Raw genomic sequence first — 16,746 nt, 5'->3', positions numbered from 1 at the left:
TTCAACCCGTAATGGCTGAAGGCTACCACATACCCAGCGAATCTCCTGAAGCCCGCACACCATAAGCACCATTGAGGCGCTCGCATTGCCTCCGTACAGATCGAACGCCAGCGACCCTCGAATCAGCCTTCTGATAATGCCTCAATCAGAGCTTCGGCCATTCGTTTTACCTCAACCGCACTCCCAGCCCCGTACAGGTCATAACTGATCGACCCCGAGGCGTGCCCCAAGATGGACTCAGCGGTCCCCACAGGCACCTCAGCGGCCTTCAGGGCACCGGCCAGAGAGTGACGCAACGAGTGGAAGGTCTGGGTCCGATCAGCTTTCAAGCTCAAGACATCCCGTAGCGCCCCATTAAGCACGTTCGAGAACTGACCAGCTCCCAAGGTGAACAGCCGAGAGTCGGCCTTCCTGACAAACTCAAGGAACGCCTTAAGGTCGAACCCATAGGCCCCGTCAGTTAGCGGTATGACACGCAGAGCATTCTTGGTCTTGGCTGTCTTGCCATCGTTCCTATTAATGTCGATGACCCACACTTCCCCGACCTGCTTAACGTCAGCTTTGGTCAATTGCCTCAGTTCCTCAATACGGGTCCCAGTGATCGCACCAAGGGACAACGCCCAGCGCTGCCATGCGTCCACTGGTAGAGAATTAGCATGGGTCATCAGAGCCTTTACCTGAGCCTGAGAGAGCGCCTCACGCGAACTGTCAGCGCCCTTAGTCGGCTTCAGACCCTTGTCGAAACTCTTGTCGAGATAGCCGTTATTCACAGCCCAATCCATGACCGTCGATAGCCGGGTCAGCAGCTTCTTAACCGTCGACGGTTTACGGTCCTCAAGGAGCTTGTCCCGTAGGCCCTTCATCTCCTCCCGTGTGTGGCTCTTCATGTCCAAGTCACCAAGGACCGCACCGATGGCCTCACACGATGACTTCACGTCCCGCATGGTGCTGGCCTGAATGCTGTCCTTGCGTTCCTCCATGTAGAGCGCAGAGAGAGACTTAAAGGTCAGACCCGGAGAAGCATTTACAGATTGGGAGAGAAAGAGGGCTTCAGGCGTGCCACAAGGTTCATCGTTGAGGTCCTTAACGATCTCGACCAGCTTCCCTGAACGGCCCCGCATACGCTCCTGAGAGGCCTCAAGGATCTCAAGGGCCTTACTGACTGCCCGCTGCTGATTCACACTCAGAGGCAACGTTGCGGACGCCTTACGCAACGCCAAGTGATGCTCATCGTTGATCATCTCGTAAGCGACCAGTGAGCTGTCACCGTGTGCCATCGTCAAGTTGTACTCAGCGAAGTCAGTCAGGCGCGCGCGCAGTTCATCCCATGACGCCTCTGGGTTGTCCAAGTGGTAGGCCTTGAGGGTCGAAAGGATGTCGTCTGAGATGGTCATTGCGGTGGCCTTGTCGGTGGTCCTGAGTGACAGCGTGAAGAAGCCCTTAACGGTTCCTTGCGGGCGAAGGCGAAGGTAATAGCGACCAGACCGGCGATAGTGGTATGGCTTGGCGAGCGCAGTTTGTAACAGGTTTGTCCCACTTTGGGAGCGGTGGTTGACGGTCATCGGCTGAAACCCCTGTATCCATTGGGTTTAGCCTCACAGGGTCGAGTTCTACAGCAACTACAAAGTCAGCCGTGACCTGATCGAGCTGCGCAACCTGGCCCAGGTTGCCGAGCTGATGATCAAGTCAGCCATGCAGCGCAAGGAATCCCGCGGCCTGCATTACACCCTGGACTACCCGAACCTGCTGCCGGACGCCAAGGACACTATTCTGCAGCCGCCCACCTTTTCCGACTGAACTTCAACCGCAAGCGCAGGCGCCGGTGCTGCACCGGCTCCAGCGCGTCATGGCCGATGCACTGGCTGCGGGCGAATAATTGCCCCGGCCTGCGGAAACGCAGGATTACCAAGCCCGGCAGCGCCATGCTGTCGCGGCGCAATTGCACCGAGTGCCAGCCACGAACGGCACTCCATAGCTGCCAGCCATGGGCATCGCGACGCAGGCGGGTGATGGCGTCGGGGTGGGAAAGGAGGATCTGGCGGGGAATGACCCAGAAGGCATGCCCCAGGCAAAGGGCCAAGCCCGCGAGGGCAAGCAGTGGCGGGATCGCCAGGAGCGCAAGCGCCGTGATGGCCAGCGCGAGACAGGCGAGATAAGCCGCCAGCAGTAGCTTCGAGCCCTGCCAGCGGCACTCGAAACTGTTACTTGGGCTGGACACGGTCCAGGATGATGCGAACCATGCGTTGCAGTTCCGGGTCTTCGGACTCGGAGCGTTCCATGAACCAGCCGAACATGTCCTGGTCTTCACAGCTCAGCAGACGAACATACAGCTCGCGATCCGTCTCGCTCAGGGTCGAGTAAACCTCCTGGGTGAAAGGTACCAGCAGTACGTCCAGTTCCAGCATGCCGCGGCGGCTGTGCCAGAACAGTCGATTGAGTTCAGTTTGTTCGACCATGGGGCCCTCCTCGAATAGGCGGCCAGTATACAGACCGGACCCCACAAGGGCACACGGCATTGGTCTAGGTCCGCTACCTATTTTGCCAATGGCACTCTATGATGGCCCCCAGTCTTATTTCACCTGCGATGAACCATGGCCGACTCCGCTTTTTTCTGCACCCTCTCCCATGAAGGCGTCCTCGCTGTACGCGGTTCGGACGCTGGCAAGTTCCTTCAAGGTCAACTGACCTGCCATATCGGTTATCTCAGCGAAAATACCTCCAGCCTCGGCTCACGCTGCATGCAGAAAGGCCGGATGCAATCGAGCTTCCGCATCCTTCCCGAAGGCGATGGCTTCCTTCTGGCCATGACCCGCGAGCTGCTGGAGCCGCAACTGGCCGACCTGAAGAAGTACGCCGTGTTCTCCAAGGCCAAGCTCACCGACGAAAGCGCTGCCTGGGTCCGTTTCGGCCTGAGCCACGGTGACGCCGCCCTCGCCTCCCTGGGCCTGGACGTGCCGGATCAGGCGGGCGCCACCGTGCGCCATGATGGCCTGATCGCGATCAATGTGTCCCCTGACCGTGTCGAACTGTGGGTGCCTGCCGCCCAGGCCGACTCGGTGCGTGCACAATTGAGCGACCATCTGTCGGAAGGCGAGCTGGATGACTGGCTGCTCGGACAAATCCGAGCCGGTATCGGACAAGTAATGGAACAAACCCGCGAACTGTTCATTCCACAGATGATCAACCTGCAGGCGGTGGGTGGCGTCAGCTTCAAGAAAGGCTGCTACACCGGCCAGGAAATCGTTGCCCGCATGCAATACCTCGGCAAGCTCAAGCGCCGCCTGTACCGGCTGGCCCTGAGCGAAGGCGAGATGCCGGCCCCCGGCAGCGAAATTTTCTCGCCGACCCACGGTTCATCCGTCGGCGAAGTGGTGATTGCTGCCCGCGGCGAACTGCTCGCGGTGCTGACAGCCGACGCCGTCGAAGACGACAACTTGCATCTGGGCAGTCTCGAAGGCCCACGCCTGAGCCTGCTGCCGTTACCTTACGAACTGGACCGCGACCGCGAGATCCAGCGCTGAACCCGCCACGCCCCACCGCGCATACCGACGGGGCCATCCCTGAACGCGGGAGAGAATCACGATGAACACGCTGGCCGAGATGGTCCAAACGCAGTTACTGGCCGCCATCGACAATGACGATCTGGTCTTGCCGACCCTGCCCGAGGTTGCCTTGAGCATCCGCGAAGCGGCGGAAGACAGCGAGATCAGTGTCAGCACCCTGAGCAAAGTGATCGGCAGCGACGCCGCCCTCGCCGCTCGCCTGATCAAAGTGGTCAACAGCCCGCTGCTGCGCGCTATTACTGAAGTCACCGACCTGCAGACCGCGATCACCCGACTGGGGGTCAATTACAGCTGCAACCTCGCAATCGGCCTGGTGATCGAGCAGATCTTCCATGCCCGCTCGGAAGTGATCGAGCAGAAAATGCGCGAAATCTGGGCGAAAAGTCTTGAGGTTGCGGGGATAAGCTATGAACTGTGCCAACGCTTCACCGAGCTGAAACCCGATCAGGCCGCCCTCGCGGGGCTGGTCCATCAGATCGGCGTGCTGCCGATCCTGACCTATGCCGAGGAGCACAACGAACTGCTGTCGGACCCGGTTTGCCTGAACCATGTGATCGAGCAGATCCAGCCGGTGCTGGGCGACAAGATCCTCAGCGTCTGGGAGTTCCCCGAGCAACTGGCCGGGTTACCGGGCGAGGTGCAGAACCTGGACCGGGAGTCCGCCAAGGTGGACTACATCGACATCGTCCAGATCGCCCGGGTGCTGTGCGATAGCAACGAGTGGGAACGGCCGCTGGCGGCGTTGCCGGCGTTCAGGCATTTGCGGTTGTCGGCGAGCAGTCCGGTGCTGTCGGAAGAGCTGATGGATGCGAAGCGGATGTTTCGCTGACGTTGAGGCCTGAAACCATCACCCCGCCGGATTGAAACTCACCCGAACCTTCAACCCGCCCTTCTCGCCATCATGCAAGCTGATGGCGGCAAGGTGCGCGCGGCAGATTTCGCCGACGATCGCCAAACCCAACCCGGTGCCCTGGGCACTGCCCCGGTAAAAGCGTTCGAAGACTTTCTCCCGCTCCTGCTCCGGTATGCCCGGCCCGTCATCCTCGACTTCCAGCTCGCCCGGCGCCGTGACCCGCAAGATCACGTTGCCGCCCTTGGGCGTGTGCGCCAAAGCGTTGTCCACCAGATTACTGAGCAACTCGTTGAGCAGCGTCGGCTCGCCGCGAACCCACACCGGCGCCTCGGCCTCAAGCGCCAGGGCGATCCCGCGGGCATGGGCCAGAGGCGCCATGGCCATGCCCAGTTCCCGCGCCAACTGGCTGAGATCGAGCAATTGTGCGCCGCCCTCGGCAATCGCCCGGGCGCCGTTTTCCACCCGCGCCATGGACAGCAACTGATTGGCCAGGTGTGTCAGCTTGTCGGTGCTCTGCGCCGTGGCCTGCAGGGTTTCATGCCAGACCTGCGGCTCTTTCGAGCGCAGCCCCAACTCGACCCGCGCCTTGAGCGCCGCCAGCGGCGTGCGCAACTCGTGAGCGGCATCGGCGATGAATTGCGCCTGACGCTCGAATTGCTCGCGCAAGCGTTCGGTGAAGTGGTTCAAGGCCCGCACCAGCGGCCCCAGTTCGTGCTGCACTTCCACTGAAGGCAACGGCCGCAGATCGTCCGGCTGGCGCTCTTCCACGGCGCCGCGCAACCGTTCCAGCGGTCGCAGCGCCGCACTGACGGCAAACCACACCAGCAGCAATGCCCCCAGCGCCAGCATGCCGAGGCGCAGCAAAGTATCAGCCATCAGGCTGCGGGCCATGCGGACCCGCGCTTCCTCGGTCTCGGCCACGCGAATCTCGGCCATGCCGTTCATGTTCGGTTCACTGACCGCCTTGAGCAGGCTGACCACGCGCACGTCCTGGCCCAGGTAGCGCGCATCGTAAAACCGCGCCAGCGCCGGGTAATCGTCGGTGCGCGGGGTGCCGGGGGGCGGCGCCGGCAGGTTTTCGTAGCCGGAAATCAACTTCTGGTGGATGTCGTTGACCTGGTAATAGATGCGTCCGGCACTGTCGTAGGCAAAGGTGTCGAGTGCCACGTAGGGCACGTCGGCGCTGAGGGTGCCATCGCGTTGCGACAAGCCGGCGGCGATGGTCCGCGCCGAGGCCAGCAGGGTCCGGTCGTAGGCGGTGTCGGCGGCTTCGCGACCGTTCCAGTAGGCGCTCAGGCCGCTGGCGATCATCAGCACCACCAGCAGCAGCGCCAGGTTCCAAAGCAGACGGCCGCGCAGGCTGCCGGCGCTACGCATCACGGTGCTCAAGGAGGTAGCCGAGGCCACGGAAGGTGACGATGGCGACAGCGTGGCCATCGAGTTTCTTGCGCAGCCGATGGACGTAGATTTCGATGGCATCGGCGCTGGCTTCCTCGTCCAGACCGAAGACTTGGGAGGCCAGTTGCTCCTTGCTCATCACCCGGCCAGGACGGGCGATCAACGCCTCCAGCACCGCCTGTTCGCGGGAGGTCAGGGTCAGCAGTTCATCGCTGAGGGTGAAACGCCGAGTATCGAGGTCGTAGACCAGCGGACCGCAGCGCTGCTGGCGCTCGCCGCCAAGCACGCTACGCCGCAACAGGGCCTTGACCCGCGCTTCCAGCTCGGTCAGTTCGAACGGCTTGGCCAGGTAATCGTCAGCGCCGAGGTTGAGGCCGTGGACCCGGTCCTTGACGTCGCTGCGCGCGGTGAGCATCAGCACCGGGACGTTCTTGCCACGGGCACGCAGGCGCGCCAGCACTTCGAAGCCGTCCATCCGCGGCAGGCCCACATCGAGCACCACCACGGCGTATTCCTCGCTGGCCAGGGCCAGGTCGGCGGCCACGCCATCGTGCAGCACGTCCACGGTCAGGCCGGTGCTTTTCAGCGCCTGGGCCACGCTTTCGGCCAGTTGCAGATGGTCTTCGACGAGCAGCACTCGCATCGATTTCTCCCGGTCGCATCGCGTTCAGTGGCGCGGAGTTTACAGAGGAAGCATGGCCTGTGAAGCCACCGCGCGGATGAAAGTCGATTGAAAGGTTAGCGAAAGGTTGAGCCCCTAGCATCCGTTCACGGCCCTTTCCGGGAGCCGTAGAACGAACCGCAGTGTTCGAACCGATAAGAACAATAAACGGGGTTACTCCACGATGCTGTCATCACAGCCGCAGGCGTTCGCGCCTACTCGTCGTCCTATCACTCGCCAGACTTCCCTCGCCAGCGCCATCGCCCTTTGCAGCGTCGCTCCGCTGAGCCAGGCCGCCTTCTTCGAAGACAGCAGCGCCACCTTCGAAACCCGCAACATGTACTTCAACCGCGACTTTCGCGACGGCACCAGCGCGCAACAATCCAAGCGCGACGAATGGGCCCAGGGCTTCATGCTCAACCTCCAGTCCGGCTACACCGAAGGTACCGTCGGCTTTGGCGTCGATGCGCTGGGCATGCTTGGCGTCAAGCTTGACTCCAGCCCCGACCGCACCGGCACCGGCCTGCTGCCGACCCATGACGACGGCCGCGCCGCCGATGAATATTCCAAGCTCGGCCTCACCGGCAAAGTGAAGATCTCCGCCACCGAGCTGAAGATCGGCACCCTGATCCCGGAACTGCCGACCCTCAAGCCCAACGACGGGCGGATCCTGCCGCAGACCTTCGAAGGCGGATTGCTGACCTCCAAGGAATTGAAGAACCTGACCTTCACCGGCGGGCGCCTGGAGAAGGCCAAGGATCGCGATGACACCAACAAGGAAGACATCGCACTGAACAACAAGAACGGTCGCTTCCTCGGCACCGTCGCCGGCAATCATTTCGACCTTGCCGGCCTGGACTACAAATTCACCGACCGCATCACCGGCAGCTATCACTTCGCCCAGCTCGACGACGTGTATCGCCAGCACTTCGCCGGCCTGGTCGCCACCCAGCCGTTTGGCCCGGGCACCTTCGGCGCCGACCTGCGCCTGGCGATCAGCGATGACCAGGGCCAGGCCCGCGGCGGCAAGATCGACAACACCTCGCTCAACGGCATGCTCAGCTACGGCCTCAACGGCCACAAGTTGAGCGCCGCCTACCAGAGCATGTCCGGCGACAGCGCCTTCCCCTACGTGGATGGCTCCGACCCGTACCTCGTCAACTTCGTCCAGATCAACGACTTCGCCGGGGCCGACGAGCGCTCCTGGCAAGTGCGTTACGACTACGACTTCGCCAAAATCGGCATTCCAGGGCTGAGCTTCATGACCCGTTACGTCAACGGGGACAACGTCAGCCTGGCGAACGGCAGCGAAGGCAAAGAATGGGAACGCAACACCGAGCTCAAGTACGTGGTGCAGAGCGGGACGCTGAAAAACGTCGCCGTACGCCTGCGCAACGCCACCTACCGCTCCAACTTCGCCCGCGACGCGGACGAGGTGCGGCTGCTGGTGAGCTACAGCGTGGCCCTGTGGTAATCCGCCTATAACAATTAAAGCTACGGAGACTGACGATGACCTTTTCACTACGCCGAATCGCCCTCGCCACTGGTTGCCTGTTGCTGGCCGGCCAGGTGCTGGCTGCCGAACCGAAACGCCCTGAATGCATCGCCCCGGCCTCGCCGGGTGGTGGCTTCGACCTGACCTGCAAGCTGGTGCAAAGCGCACTGGTCAACGAGAAAATTCTCAGCAAGCCGATGCGTGTGACCTACATGCCCGGCGGTGTCGGCGCGGTGGCCTACAACGCCGTGGTCGCCCAGCGTCCGGGCGACGCCGGGACTCTGGTGGCCTGGTCCAGCGGTTCGCTGCTGAACCTGGCCCAGGGTAAGTTCGGCCGGTTCGACGAAAACGCCGTGCGCTGGCTGGCGGCGGTGGGCACCAGCTACGGTGCTATCGCAGTGAAAAATGATTCGCCCTACAAGACCCTCGACGATCTGGTCGTGGCCTTGAAGAAAGATCCGAGCAAAGTGGTGATTGGTTCCGGTGGCACCGTAGGCAGCCAGGACTGGATGCAAACCGCGCTGATCGCCAAGGCCGCCGGCATCAACCCGCGCGACCTGCGCTACGTGGCCCTGGAAGGCGGCGGCGAAATTGCTACCGCGCTGCTCGGCGGCCATATCCAGGTCGGCAGTACCGACATTTCCGACTCCATGCCGCATATCCAGAGCGGCGACATGCGCCTGCTCGCAGTGTTCTCCGACAAGCGCCTGGACGAGCCGGAGATGAAGGACATTCCTACCGCGAAGGAACAGGGCTACGACATCGTCTGGCCGGTGGTGCGCGGGTTCTACCTCGGGCCGAAGGTGAGCGACGAAGACTATGCCTGGTGGAAAGCGTCCTTCGACACGCTGCTGGCCTCCGAAGAGTTCGCCAAGCTGCGTGACCAGCGCGAGCTGTTCCCGTTCGCCATGACCGGTGAAGAGCTGGACACCTACGTCAAGAAGCAGGTCGCCGACTACAAGGCGCTAGCTCGGGAATTCGGGCTGATTCAGTAGTTCCCCGGGGCTGCTGCGCAGTCCTTCGCGACCGTACGGCAACCCGCCAGGCTCGCTCCCGCCGGGGCGAGCCAATCCTGACTACCGAACCCTGTGGGAGCGAGCTTGCTCGCGAAGGCCGCAACGCGGCCCCCTGCCCTCACTGAGGATTTCTTGATGATCCTGCAACGTGTCTTCGCCCTGATACTGCTGGCGGTGTGTGCCGCCCTGGCCGTCATGGCCTGGCCCTACCAGGCCGCATTTTCCTACGAGCCCGTCGGCCCCCGCGCCTACCCGCTGTTGATGCTCGGCCTGATGGGCCTGGCCCTGCTCTACCTGGCCTTTCGCCCCACCCCGATCGTCCGCAGTGAGGACGAGCCGGAACTGGACCGCGAAACCCTGAACAAGATCGGCCTCTGCGTCGGTCTGCTGGTGGTTTTCGCCGCCACCTTCGAATCCCTCGGCTTCATCGTCAGCAGCATCCTCATCGGCGTGCCGATGGCCCGTCTCTACGGTGGTCGCTGGCTGCACAGCGTGATCATCGTCGGCTTCATGAGCATCGCCCTGTACGTGCTGTTCGACCGGGTGATGGACGTTCCACTGCCGCTTGGCCTGCTCGACGTTCTGGAGAATTGACATGGATACCTTAAGTTATCTGGGCCAGGGCTTCGGCGTGGCCCTCAGCCCGTACAACCTGGTCACCGCACTCTGCGGCACCCTGATCGGCACCGTGGTCGGCCTGCTGCCGGGCCTCGGTCCGATCAACGGCGTTGCGCTGCTGATCCCCATCGCGTTCGCCCTCGGCCTGCCGCCGGAGTCGGCGCTGATCCTGCTGGCGGCGGTCTACCTGGGCTGCGAATACGGCGGCCGGATCAGCTCGATCCTGCTCAACATCCCGGGCGAAGCCTCCACCGTGATGACCACCCTCGACGGCTACCCGATGGCCCGCCAGGGCCTGGCCGGTGTGGCGCTGTCGCTGTCGGCGTGGAGTTCGTTCATCGGCGCCTTCATCGCCACCTGCGGCATGGTGCTGTTCGCCCCGCTGCTGGCGAAATGGGCGATCGCCTTCGGACCGGCGGAGTACTTCGTGCTGATGGTGTTCGCCATCGTCTGTCTCGGCGGGATGGCCGGCGACCGACCGCTGAAAACCTTTATTGCCGCGTTGATCGGCCTGTTCCTGTCCAGCGTCGGCATCGACGCCAACAGCGGCGTGTACCGTTTCACCGGTGACAGCGTGCACCTGGCTGACGGCATCCAGTTCGTCGTGCTGGTGCTGGGCCTGTTCTCCATCAGCGAAATTCTCCTGCTACTGGAAAAGACCCACCACGGCCACGAAGCGGTGAAAGCCACCGGACGCATGCTGTTCAACTTCAAGGAAGCGGCCTCGGTGTTCGTGGTGAATATCCGCTGCGGCCTGCTCGGCTTCATCATGGGCGTGCTGCCCGGCGCCGGGGCGACCCTCGCCAGCGCCGTGGCCTACATGACCGAGAAGCGCATCGCCGGTGCCAGCGGCAAGTTCGGCAAAGGTGACGCCCGTGGTCTCGCTGCCCCTGAAACCGCCATCGGCGCCTCCTGCTGCGGCGCCCTGGTGCCGATGCTGACCCTCGGCGTTCCAGGTTCCGGCACCACCGCCGTGATGATCGGCGCACTGACCCTGTACAACATCACTCCCGGCCCGATGCTGTTCGAACAACAACCGGACATCGTCTGGGGCCTGATCGCCTCGCTGTTCATCGCCAACATCATGCTGGTGATCCTGAACATCCCGATGATCCGCATCTTCACCCGCATCCTTGCCGTGCCGAACTGGGCGCTGGTGCCGGTGATCGCGATCATCACCGCGATCGGCGTCTACGCCGTGCACGCCACCACCTTCGACCTGTTCCTGATGGTCGGCATTGGCATCATGGGTTACATCCTGCGCAAGCTGGACTTCCCGCTGTCGCCGATTCTGCTCGGCTTCATCCTCGGCGGGCTGATGGAACAGAACCTGCGCCGCGCGCTGTCGATCTCCAATGGCGCGCTGGACATCCTCTGGTCGAGCCCGATCAGTGTCGCGGTGTGGACCCTGACCGTGCTGATGATGACCCTGCCGCTGATCCGCATCTGGCGTCGCCGGGTACTGCAGCGTCGCGCCCTGGCCGATGTCTGAGTCGTCTTTCAGACAATGGTGGGCAACCCCGCTGGTCGGCCTGGCCGGCGGGTTCGCGGCCAGCGCCATCGGCTGGCCGTTGCCGTTCATGGTCGGGTCGTTGCTGGCGATCATCCTGGTGCGCTGCCTTACACCGTGGCAATTGGCGGAGATCCCGGGTGGGCGCAAGTGCGGGCAATGGGTGGTCGGGATCGGCATCGGTCTGCACTTCACGCCACATGTCGCTGAACAGGTTGCCAGCCATTTCGGCCTGATCTTCTTCGGCGCGCTGATCACCAGTTTTTCCAGCGTGGTCGGCGTCTGGCTGCTGCGGCGCACCGGCGAGGACCGCGCCACCGCGTTCTTCTCCAGCATGCCGGGCGGCTCGGGCGAGATGGTCAACCTTGGCGCGCGCAATGGCGCCAACCTCAGCCGTGTGGCGGCCGGGCAGAGTCTGCGGGTTTTGGCGGTGGTGCTGTGCGTGCCAGCGGCGTTCAAGTACCTGCTGGGAGACGGCGTGCCGATCGCCCATGCCGGAGCGGTCAATTGGGCCTGGCTGGCGCTGCTGTTCCCGCTCGGCGCGCTGGTGGCGTGGACCTGGCAACGCTTGAAGCAGCCCAATCCGTGGCTGTTCGGGCCACTGCTGGTGGCGGGTGTCGCCAGTATCGGCTGGAACCTGCATCTGGGTCTGCCGGACGGCGCCAGCCAGATCGGCCAGTGGCTGATCGGCAGCGGTCTGGGCTGTCATTTCAACCGTGCGTTCTTCCGGCGCGCGCCTTCGTTCCTCGCCCGCACCCTGGCGGCCACCGTATTGACCATGCTGATTGCCGCCATCGCCGCCCTGGCGCTCAGTGCCGCGACCCATCTAGACCTGCGTTCGCTGACGCTGGGCATGATGCCCGGCGGTATCGCCGAGATGAGCCTGACCGCGGAAACCCTGCAACTGTCGGTACCGCTGGTGACGGCGCTGCAGATGATGCGGCTGTTGTTCGTGCTGTTTCTGGCGGAGCCGTTATTCCGGCACTGGGACAGCCAGTTCTCGCGCGATTCCACCGAGCCATAAAAAAAGCCCGGGGCACCGACCCGGGCCACAAAACGCAGCTCCATGCTGCCCCCCATCCGCTTCGCTTACCAGAGGTAGCGAAGTCCTACGTTCATGCTGTACGGCATTTCGATGTTCTTGCCGTTGCTGTATTCAAAATCGGCATGCACCTGGAAGTCCCTCGACAGCGACAGTGCGACACCGGCGCCCAGCTCCCCACGAGAACCGGACAGGTCGTTGTTGAAGCTGTTTTCGTTGACCTTGACCTTGTTGTTGCTGGCGAACTCGTGGGCCAGCGCAGCCTTCAGGTACGGCTGCAGGATGCGGCCCTCGTCCAGGTGGATAGTCTTGCCCACAGTGGCACCGGCTTTGCCGAGCAGGGAACGGGTCGCACCGCTGTCGGCTTCCATGTCGTTGCTGAAGCGATAGTCCTTCGACTGGATCACGGTCCCCGCAATCTGCGCGAAAGGCTCGACGAAGTAGTTGTCCTTGAGCTTGATATGCCGCCCCACTTCCACCGAACCACCGATACCGTGGTTGTCGTAATCGCCCTTGGCCCGGGTGCCATCACTCAGGCCGACCTTGGCATCGTTCTGGTAGCGGTTGTACTTGATCACGGTGTCGACGTAGTAGCCGCTCTTGGCGTCCAGCCAGGTGGCATAGCCACCGAGGTAGTAGCTATCGATAGTGCCGCTGGATCCGTGGCTCAAGTTCAGGTCGGACTTGCTGTAGCCGGCCAGGGCACCGATCAGCCATTGGCCGTCACCCCAAGGCAGCGGCGCGTCCGCACCGAAGGACATGCCTTGTTGGTTCTGGGTGTAACCCACGCCAGACGAAGCATCGGCGACGTTGTACTGGTTGCTATGGGCGCGCATCCAGACACCGGCGCTACGGCCTTCGCTGTAGCGCAACTCGCCCATTCGGGTACGCAGGGTGGTCAGTTCGCCGTAGAACACAGTCGGCGCGGTACCGGAGAGGGCCATTACCGTCTTGGTGCCGGGGCTGATGGTGCGGGTTTCCGGATCAAGGAACCAGTCGTCGCCTTCCTGCTTCAGGCTGTAGGAGTAGGCACCGAGGTCCACTGCACCACCCAGCAGGCTGAACTGGGCACCGCCGCCGCCGGTATGCACCACCTGCAACGGCACGCCAGCCGCCGGATCAGTGCCACTGGCGCTGATCAGCAGGTCATGGTTGCCAGCGGCCTCACCGGTGATGTTGATGAAGTCGGTTTCGTTGTTGGCGAAGTTCGACCCCATCACGAACGTGCCGTTGCCGGACAGGGTTTCGAGATTGAGGGTGTAGAAGGAATCGGTGTCGCCCAAGGTGACGCGGCCGCCATTCATGTTCAGGTTGGTGACGCTGCTGTCGCCGGTCATCATCCAGTGGGACGTGCTGTCGATGCTGGCGTCCTGCACGTTTTCCATGCGGCCGGTGAACAGCGAGCCGTTGTTCAGCGCGAGAGTGCCGGTACCGCCCTGCTCGACGATGAAGTCACCGGTCAGGCCACCATTGTCGAAGGTGAAATTGCCGGTGCTGTTACCGGAGACCTTGAGATTGCCGGTCAGGTTGCTCTGCCCGACGTTTACGGTGGCAGTCGAGGCGTTCAGCACATCGATGATGGTGCCGTTGCCCGCGCTGAGGGTGGTGCCGTTGAGAATATCGACGGTGGTGGTGCTATTGCCGGTCAACTCGATGGCGGAGCCGTTCTGGCCGGTGACCCGGGTGCCACTGAGGACCAGCGAGCCTGCGGCAGTACCGCCCGAGGAGCGAACGGTGATGCCCTCTTCCACACCGGTGATGCTGCCACCCTGAGCACTCGCCGTGCCGGAAAGCAGCACAAGCCCCGAGCTGTTGGCACCTGTGGCGACAAGATCGGTGTTCAGCAGGTTCAGGGTGCTTTCGGTGGATACCAATACTGCCGCGGCGGTACCTGTGATGCTGCTGTTGGAAACCTGGGCGTGCGAACCTTCACGGGTTGCACCGTCGGTGCCCAGGGTCAAGCCCCGGCCCGAGCTGTGGGTCACTTGGGCACCGTCCAAATTGAGCGACGATGCGCTGAATTCAAGCGCAGCCCCAATACCAGTACCGGTCACTGTTCCGCCGGTGATATTTACTTTCGCACCTGACATGGCAACGATTTTATTGGTGGTCGCTCCCTGCGCATTGAGCGTCCCCCCATTACGAACTTCATACCCGTCAACTGCAGTGCTCGAGTCGATATCAAGTTCCACACCATCGACAACGGTCGCAGCATTGATCGGGTTTGAATTAAAAGACAGTGGAAAAATCAATAAAAAGGGAAGTGCACGAACCAGGCCGTACTCGACCACTTGCTTTTTGATATCCATGACAGAGTTACCTACGTTGTTGAATTGAATATTCCGTACAGAACCAACAAGATCGATACTTTCCGAACAGAAGCTTTTGGGGAAACGTAGAGTAATTAGCGTCCTACAGACTGTATGTAGGAATTTTCCACATGACTTATAAGAAATTTCACCAACTCATTACATTTTCACCTCCCGGCCATTCCATGGAAAACAGTCCGGAATATTGCTATTCCGGACCGCTGTTTTCAGGTCACACTGCCGGTCCGCAGATAACCCCTGGACCCTCACGGCTCAGTCTCACGAAACTTTGCAGTGAAGTTCCGGTAACCGTGCCGTTGTCTCGCGAGAGCTTCCAGAACACAACGATCGAGCCCCGCGTCACGGTGGACAACCAAGGCCCCCAGGGCACGTTGAAAATCACCTGACCAGCAGCCGCTTCGGTAATGTTCACCGTATGCGGAAACTCCTTACGGGTCGCTTCCACGGGGGTTTGCGGAAGCGGGCCAACAGCAGGCGGGTAGGTCGAATCCAGCACCCAGTTCAGGGTCAGGATGTCGCCCTCCCTCAAGGCCGGATAAGGCATCAGCACATCGACGCCGTTGATCCAGGGCTCATGAGAGCAGTTGATGACGTTGCCCGTCGGATGGCGGCCAGGGAATTGCGCATCGGGCAGGTCGCTGATGTTATTGACCGTTACCGTCACGTCGGTATCGGGCGACTGCTGCCAGTTCTCCGGCTTGCCTGCCGGGTAGATCTGGTAGAACAAGCGGATGGTGCCGTTGCCTTTTGCCTGGATCTGCGCCCAGGTCAAGTTGACGGTGATTTCACCCGCCGTGATGTCCCCAGCCTCGAGATCAACTGGCTGGCCAACCGGCGATGCAGCGTCGCCGTAATACACCTGGATCAACTCGCCGACCGCAGCACCCTGATAAAGCTGCACGGTAATGGTCGCATCCTGTCCAACGTCCGCCGCTTCGATCAGGTCGGTCTGGTTGGTCGAACTAGTCAGGACTGCCGGATCGAGCAGTGTGTTGATCGGGTTGGGCTCATCAGGGTTCACCGGTCCGGTGTGGTTCAGGTCGACATCGATCTGGGCAGGAGGTGATAGATAAATGGCACCGTCCCGATTCAGTTCATAGGTCACCTCACCACTGTATTCCCGACCACCACCCTGCAGGATGTCCTCGAAGGTTGCCGTTTTGTATTCGGTCGGAATGAAGTGCGAATCCAGCCGTACCCCCGCCCAGGTGACGGTCACGATATCGCCCGGCAACGGATCGTCATAATCGTGGCGGACATCCACACCTATACGCGCTTCGGCCAAGGTAATGGCGCCCCCTGCTGACAGGTCGGGTGCCCTGAGCACGGGCGCCGGGACTTTGGACAAGGTGATAGTTTCCTGGACCGACATATCAGTGCGATTTCCGGCACGGTCGGTCAGTGTGTACTGGATGCTGTAGAGCCCGGCAGACAAGCCATCGAAGGTACTGCGAGGCACGACGACCTCGAATGGGGTCGCCAGAGGTTGATTGGTAACCACTTCCTGGCTGTCGATGAAGAAGCTGTACGTATCACCCGGCTTGTGATCGTCCGGCGTCGGCAGGGTAAAGGTCACGCTGCCATGCTGATCAAGGTAAGCGGGGGTGATCACCCCGCCGGGCAGGTCTAATGGCAGTAACGGCTTGTCAGGCTCATTGTCCCGGTTGGGATCGATGATATCTACGTAGAAATCGAAATCGACCCCTTCCCATTCATTGAAATCGAGTTCATTCAGGCCTAAGTAACGGAGGGTATGCCGACCATGATCATAACTGTGGTCTCCCAACGGAATGGTCACCTCCAGGGAGGTAAACCCGGGAGAGACCGTTTCTATCACCGTCCAATCGTCGTCGTCGATGGCGAACGACATCACCCAATTTTCCGTTCCAATGTCTGGCCATTCGTGCAGGGTCACTTTCAGGCCGTTCACATGTTCATCCACAGGTAACGTATTGGTCTGCCCGTCACCGTTATCCGCCAAGGTATTCACGGGTTGCAACGGCAGGAGATCAATTCTCGGCATTCCCGCGCTCGGGAAGAACTCGCCCGCCGCTTGACGCGCCTGAAGATCTTTCATGGCATCGCGGGCGCGCTTGTCGCTTGCGTTGCGTTCAGCGAATACGCTCGGTTTTTCCTCACCCGAGATATTTTCGACCTTGGTCATGATAATAACTCCAAACTTTCCAAGTTAAATGGCCTTAAGCCATGAATGACCTGTCCAGGAGCGTCGTACTCAAGTAGATTCCAAAATTCACGAATC

Annotated in this window: 14 protein-coding genes and 1 pseudogene; 8 read left to right on the top strand and 7 right to left on the bottom strand. The window is 61.6% G+C overall.

Features of this window, described 5'->3' with window-relative positions; all coding sequences use genetic code 11:
- Nucleotides 1-122: 122 nt before the first annotated feature.
- The gene (locus HWV67_RS18355) at nucleotides 123-1,562 is read right to left on the bottom strand and encodes a tyrosine-type recombinase/integrase (protein WP_012273935.1); all 1,440 of its coding nucleotides are present in this window, start codon (nucleotides 1,560-1,562) and stop codon (nucleotides 123-125) included.
- Between the two features lie 43 nt (nucleotides 1,563-1,605).
- Here HWV67_RS18355 and HWV67_RS18350 point away from each other — a divergent pair.
- Nucleotides 1,606-1,797, top strand: a pseudogene (locus HWV67_RS18350) (L-aspartate oxidase); the annotation flags it as partial.
- Here HWV67_RS18350 and HWV67_RS18345 read toward each other — a convergent pair.
- Nucleotides 1,766-2,218 carry a protein YgfX gene (locus HWV67_RS18345; RefSeq protein ID WP_175652255.1) on the bottom strand — a complete coding sequence of 151 codons (453 nt, stop codon included), beginning with the start codon at nucleotides 2,216-2,218 and terminating at the stop codon, nucleotides 1,766-1,768. The pseudogene HWV67_RS18350 and the gene HWV67_RS18345 sit on opposite strands and share 32 nt — an antisense overlap.
- Nucleotides 2,202-2,456 (bottom strand): FAD assembly factor SdhE, encoded by a 255-nt coding sequence (locus HWV67_RS18340; RefSeq protein WP_095154834.1) that lies wholly within the window; start codon nucleotides 2,454-2,456, stop codon nucleotides 2,202-2,204. The genes HWV67_RS18345 and HWV67_RS18340 overlap by 17 nt, the downstream gene beginning before the upstream one ends.
- 135 nt (nucleotides 2,457-2,591) lie before the next feature.
- Between HWV67_RS18340 and ygfZ the strand changes: the two genes are divergently transcribed.
- Both ygfZ and HWV67_RS18330 read left to right on the top strand, forming a co-directional pair.
- A complete protein-coding gene (ygfZ, locus tag HWV67_RS18335) occupies nucleotides 2,592-3,521 on the top strand; it encodes a CAF17-like 4Fe-4S cluster assembly/insertion protein YgfZ (protein WP_175652254.1) in 930 nt (309 codons plus the stop codon).
- 61 nt (nucleotides 3,522-3,582) lie between these two features.
- Nucleotides 3,583-4,392: an HDOD domain-containing protein gene (locus tag HWV67_RS18330; RefSeq protein ID WP_095154832.1), complete on the top strand. Its 810-nt coding sequence runs from the start codon at nucleotides 3,583-3,585 to the stop codon at nucleotides 4,390-4,392.
- Nucleotides 4,393-4,410: 18 nt separating this feature from the next.
- Here HWV67_RS18330 and HWV67_RS18325 read toward each other — a convergent pair whose 3' ends face one another.
- Together HWV67_RS18325 and HWV67_RS18320 are read right to left on the bottom strand one after the other, a co-directional pair.
- Nucleotides 4,411-5,793: a sensor histidine kinase gene (locus HWV67_RS18325; RefSeq protein ID WP_095154831.1), complete on the bottom strand. Its 1,383-nt coding sequence runs from the start codon at nucleotides 5,791-5,793 to the stop codon at nucleotides 4,411-4,413.
- Entirely contained in the window at nucleotides 5,786-6,457 is a 672-nt protein-coding gene (locus HWV67_RS18320; protein WP_110973365.1) for a response regulator, read from the bottom strand. Before HWV67_RS18320 ends, HWV67_RS18325 begins: the two co-directional genes overlap by 8 nt.
- A gap of 202 nt (nucleotides 6,458-6,659) precedes the next feature.
- Between HWV67_RS18320 and HWV67_RS18315 the strand changes: the two genes are divergently transcribed.
- From HWV67_RS18315 to HWV67_RS18295, 5 genes are all read left to right on the top strand, one after another.
- The gene (locus HWV67_RS18315) at nucleotides 6,660-7,949 is read left to right on the top strand and encodes an OprD family porin (RefSeq protein WP_175652253.1); all 1,290 of its coding nucleotides are present in this window, start codon (nucleotides 6,660-6,662) and stop codon (nucleotides 7,947-7,949) included.
- 35 nt (nucleotides 7,950-7,984) lie between these two features.
- Nucleotides 7,985-8,965: a Bug family tripartite tricarboxylate transporter substrate binding protein gene (locus HWV67_RS18310; RefSeq protein WP_175652252.1), complete on the top strand. Its 981-nt coding sequence runs from the start codon at nucleotides 7,985-7,987 to the stop codon at nucleotides 8,963-8,965.
- 156 nt (nucleotides 8,966-9,121) lie between these two features.
- Entirely contained in the window at nucleotides 9,122-9,580 is a 459-nt protein-coding gene (locus tag HWV67_RS18305; RefSeq protein WP_110973362.1) for a tripartite tricarboxylate transporter TctB family protein, read from the top strand.
- Between the two features lies 1 nt (nucleotide 9,581).
- A complete protein-coding gene (locus HWV67_RS18300) occupies nucleotides 9,582-11,096 on the top strand; it encodes a tripartite tricarboxylate transporter permease (protein WP_095154826.1) in 1,515 nt (504 codons plus the stop codon).
- Nucleotides 11,089-12,138, top strand: coding sequence for an AbrB family transcriptional regulator (locus HWV67_RS18295; RefSeq protein ID WP_175652251.1), 1,050 nt, complete (start codon nucleotides 11,089-11,091; stop codon nucleotides 12,136-12,138). Before HWV67_RS18300 ends, HWV67_RS18295 begins: the two co-directional genes overlap by 8 nt.
- A gap of 65 nt (nucleotides 12,139-12,203) precedes the next feature.
- Here HWV67_RS18295 and HWV67_RS18290 read toward each other — a convergent pair whose 3' ends face one another.
- Nucleotides 12,204-14,141 (bottom strand): autotransporter outer membrane beta-barrel domain-containing protein, encoded by a 1,938-nt coding sequence (locus tag HWV67_RS18290; protein WP_256680148.1) that lies wholly within the window; start codon nucleotides 14,139-14,141, stop codon nucleotides 12,204-12,206.
- 556 nt (nucleotides 14,142-14,697) lie between these two features.
- Entirely contained in the window at nucleotides 14,698-16,650 is a 1,953-nt protein-coding gene (locus tag HWV67_RS18285) for a hypothetical protein (RefSeq protein ID WP_175652249.1), read from the bottom strand.
- Between the last annotated feature and the right edge of the window lie 96 nt (nucleotides 16,651-16,746).

It is taken from the genome of Pseudomonas sp. Marseille-P9899, assembly GCF_903166565.1.
Lineage (GTDB): Bacteria > Pseudomonadota > Gammaproteobacteria > Pseudomonadales > Pseudomonadaceae > Aquipseudomonas > Aquipseudomonas huaxiensis.
This window is presented reverse-complemented; position numbering and strand designations above follow the sequence as displayed.

What these genes read in the sequence shown, in the direction of transcription:
- HWV67_RS18320 (WP_110973365.1), bottom strand. Translation starts at nt 6,457, where the DNA reads ATGCGAGTGCTGCTCGTCGAAGACCATCTGCAACTGGCCGAAAGCGTG.
- HWV67_RS18325 (WP_095154831.1), bottom strand. Translation starts at nt 5,793, where the DNA reads ATGCGTAGCGCCGGCAGCCTGCGCGGCCGTCTGCTTTGGAACCTGGCG.
- HWV67_RS18295 (WP_175652251.1), top strand. Translation starts at nt 11,089, where the DNA reads ATGTCTGAGTCGTCTTTCAGACAATGGTGGGCAACCCCGCTGGTCGGC.
- ygfZ (WP_175652254.1), top strand. Translation starts at nt 2,592, where the DNA reads ATGGCCGACTCCGCTTTTTTCTGCACCCTCTCCCATGAAGGCGTCCTC.
- HWV67_RS18285 (WP_175652249.1), bottom strand. Translation starts at nt 16,650, where the DNA reads ATGACCAAGGTCGAAAATATCTCGGGTGAGGAAAAACCGAGCGTATTC.
- HWV67_RS18305 (WP_110973362.1), top strand. Translation starts at nt 9,122, where the DNA reads ATGATCCTGCAACGTGTCTTCGCCCTGATACTGCTGGCGGTGTGTGCC.
- HWV67_RS18340 (WP_095154834.1), bottom strand. Translation starts at nt 2,456, where the DNA reads ATGGTCGAACAAACTGAACTCAATCGACTGTTCTGGCACAGCCGCCGC.
- HWV67_RS18355 (WP_012273935.1), bottom strand. Translation starts at nt 1,562, where the DNA reads ATGACCGTCAACCACCGCTCCCAAAGTGGGACAAACCTGTTACAAACT.
- HWV67_RS18300 (WP_095154826.1), top strand. Translation starts at nt 9,582, where the DNA reads ATGGATACCTTAAGTTATCTGGGCCAGGGCTTCGGCGTGGCCCTCAGC.
- HWV67_RS18330 (WP_095154832.1), top strand. Translation starts at nt 3,583, where the DNA reads ATGAACACGCTGGCCGAGATGGTCCAAACGCAGTTACTGGCCGCCATC.
- HWV67_RS18315 (WP_175652253.1), top strand. Translation starts at nt 6,660, where the DNA reads ATGCTGTCATCACAGCCGCAGGCGTTCGCGCCTACTCGTCGTCCTATC.
- HWV67_RS18310 (WP_175652252.1), top strand. Translation starts at nt 7,985, where the DNA reads ATGACCTTTTCACTACGCCGAATCGCCCTCGCCACTGGTTGCCTGTTG.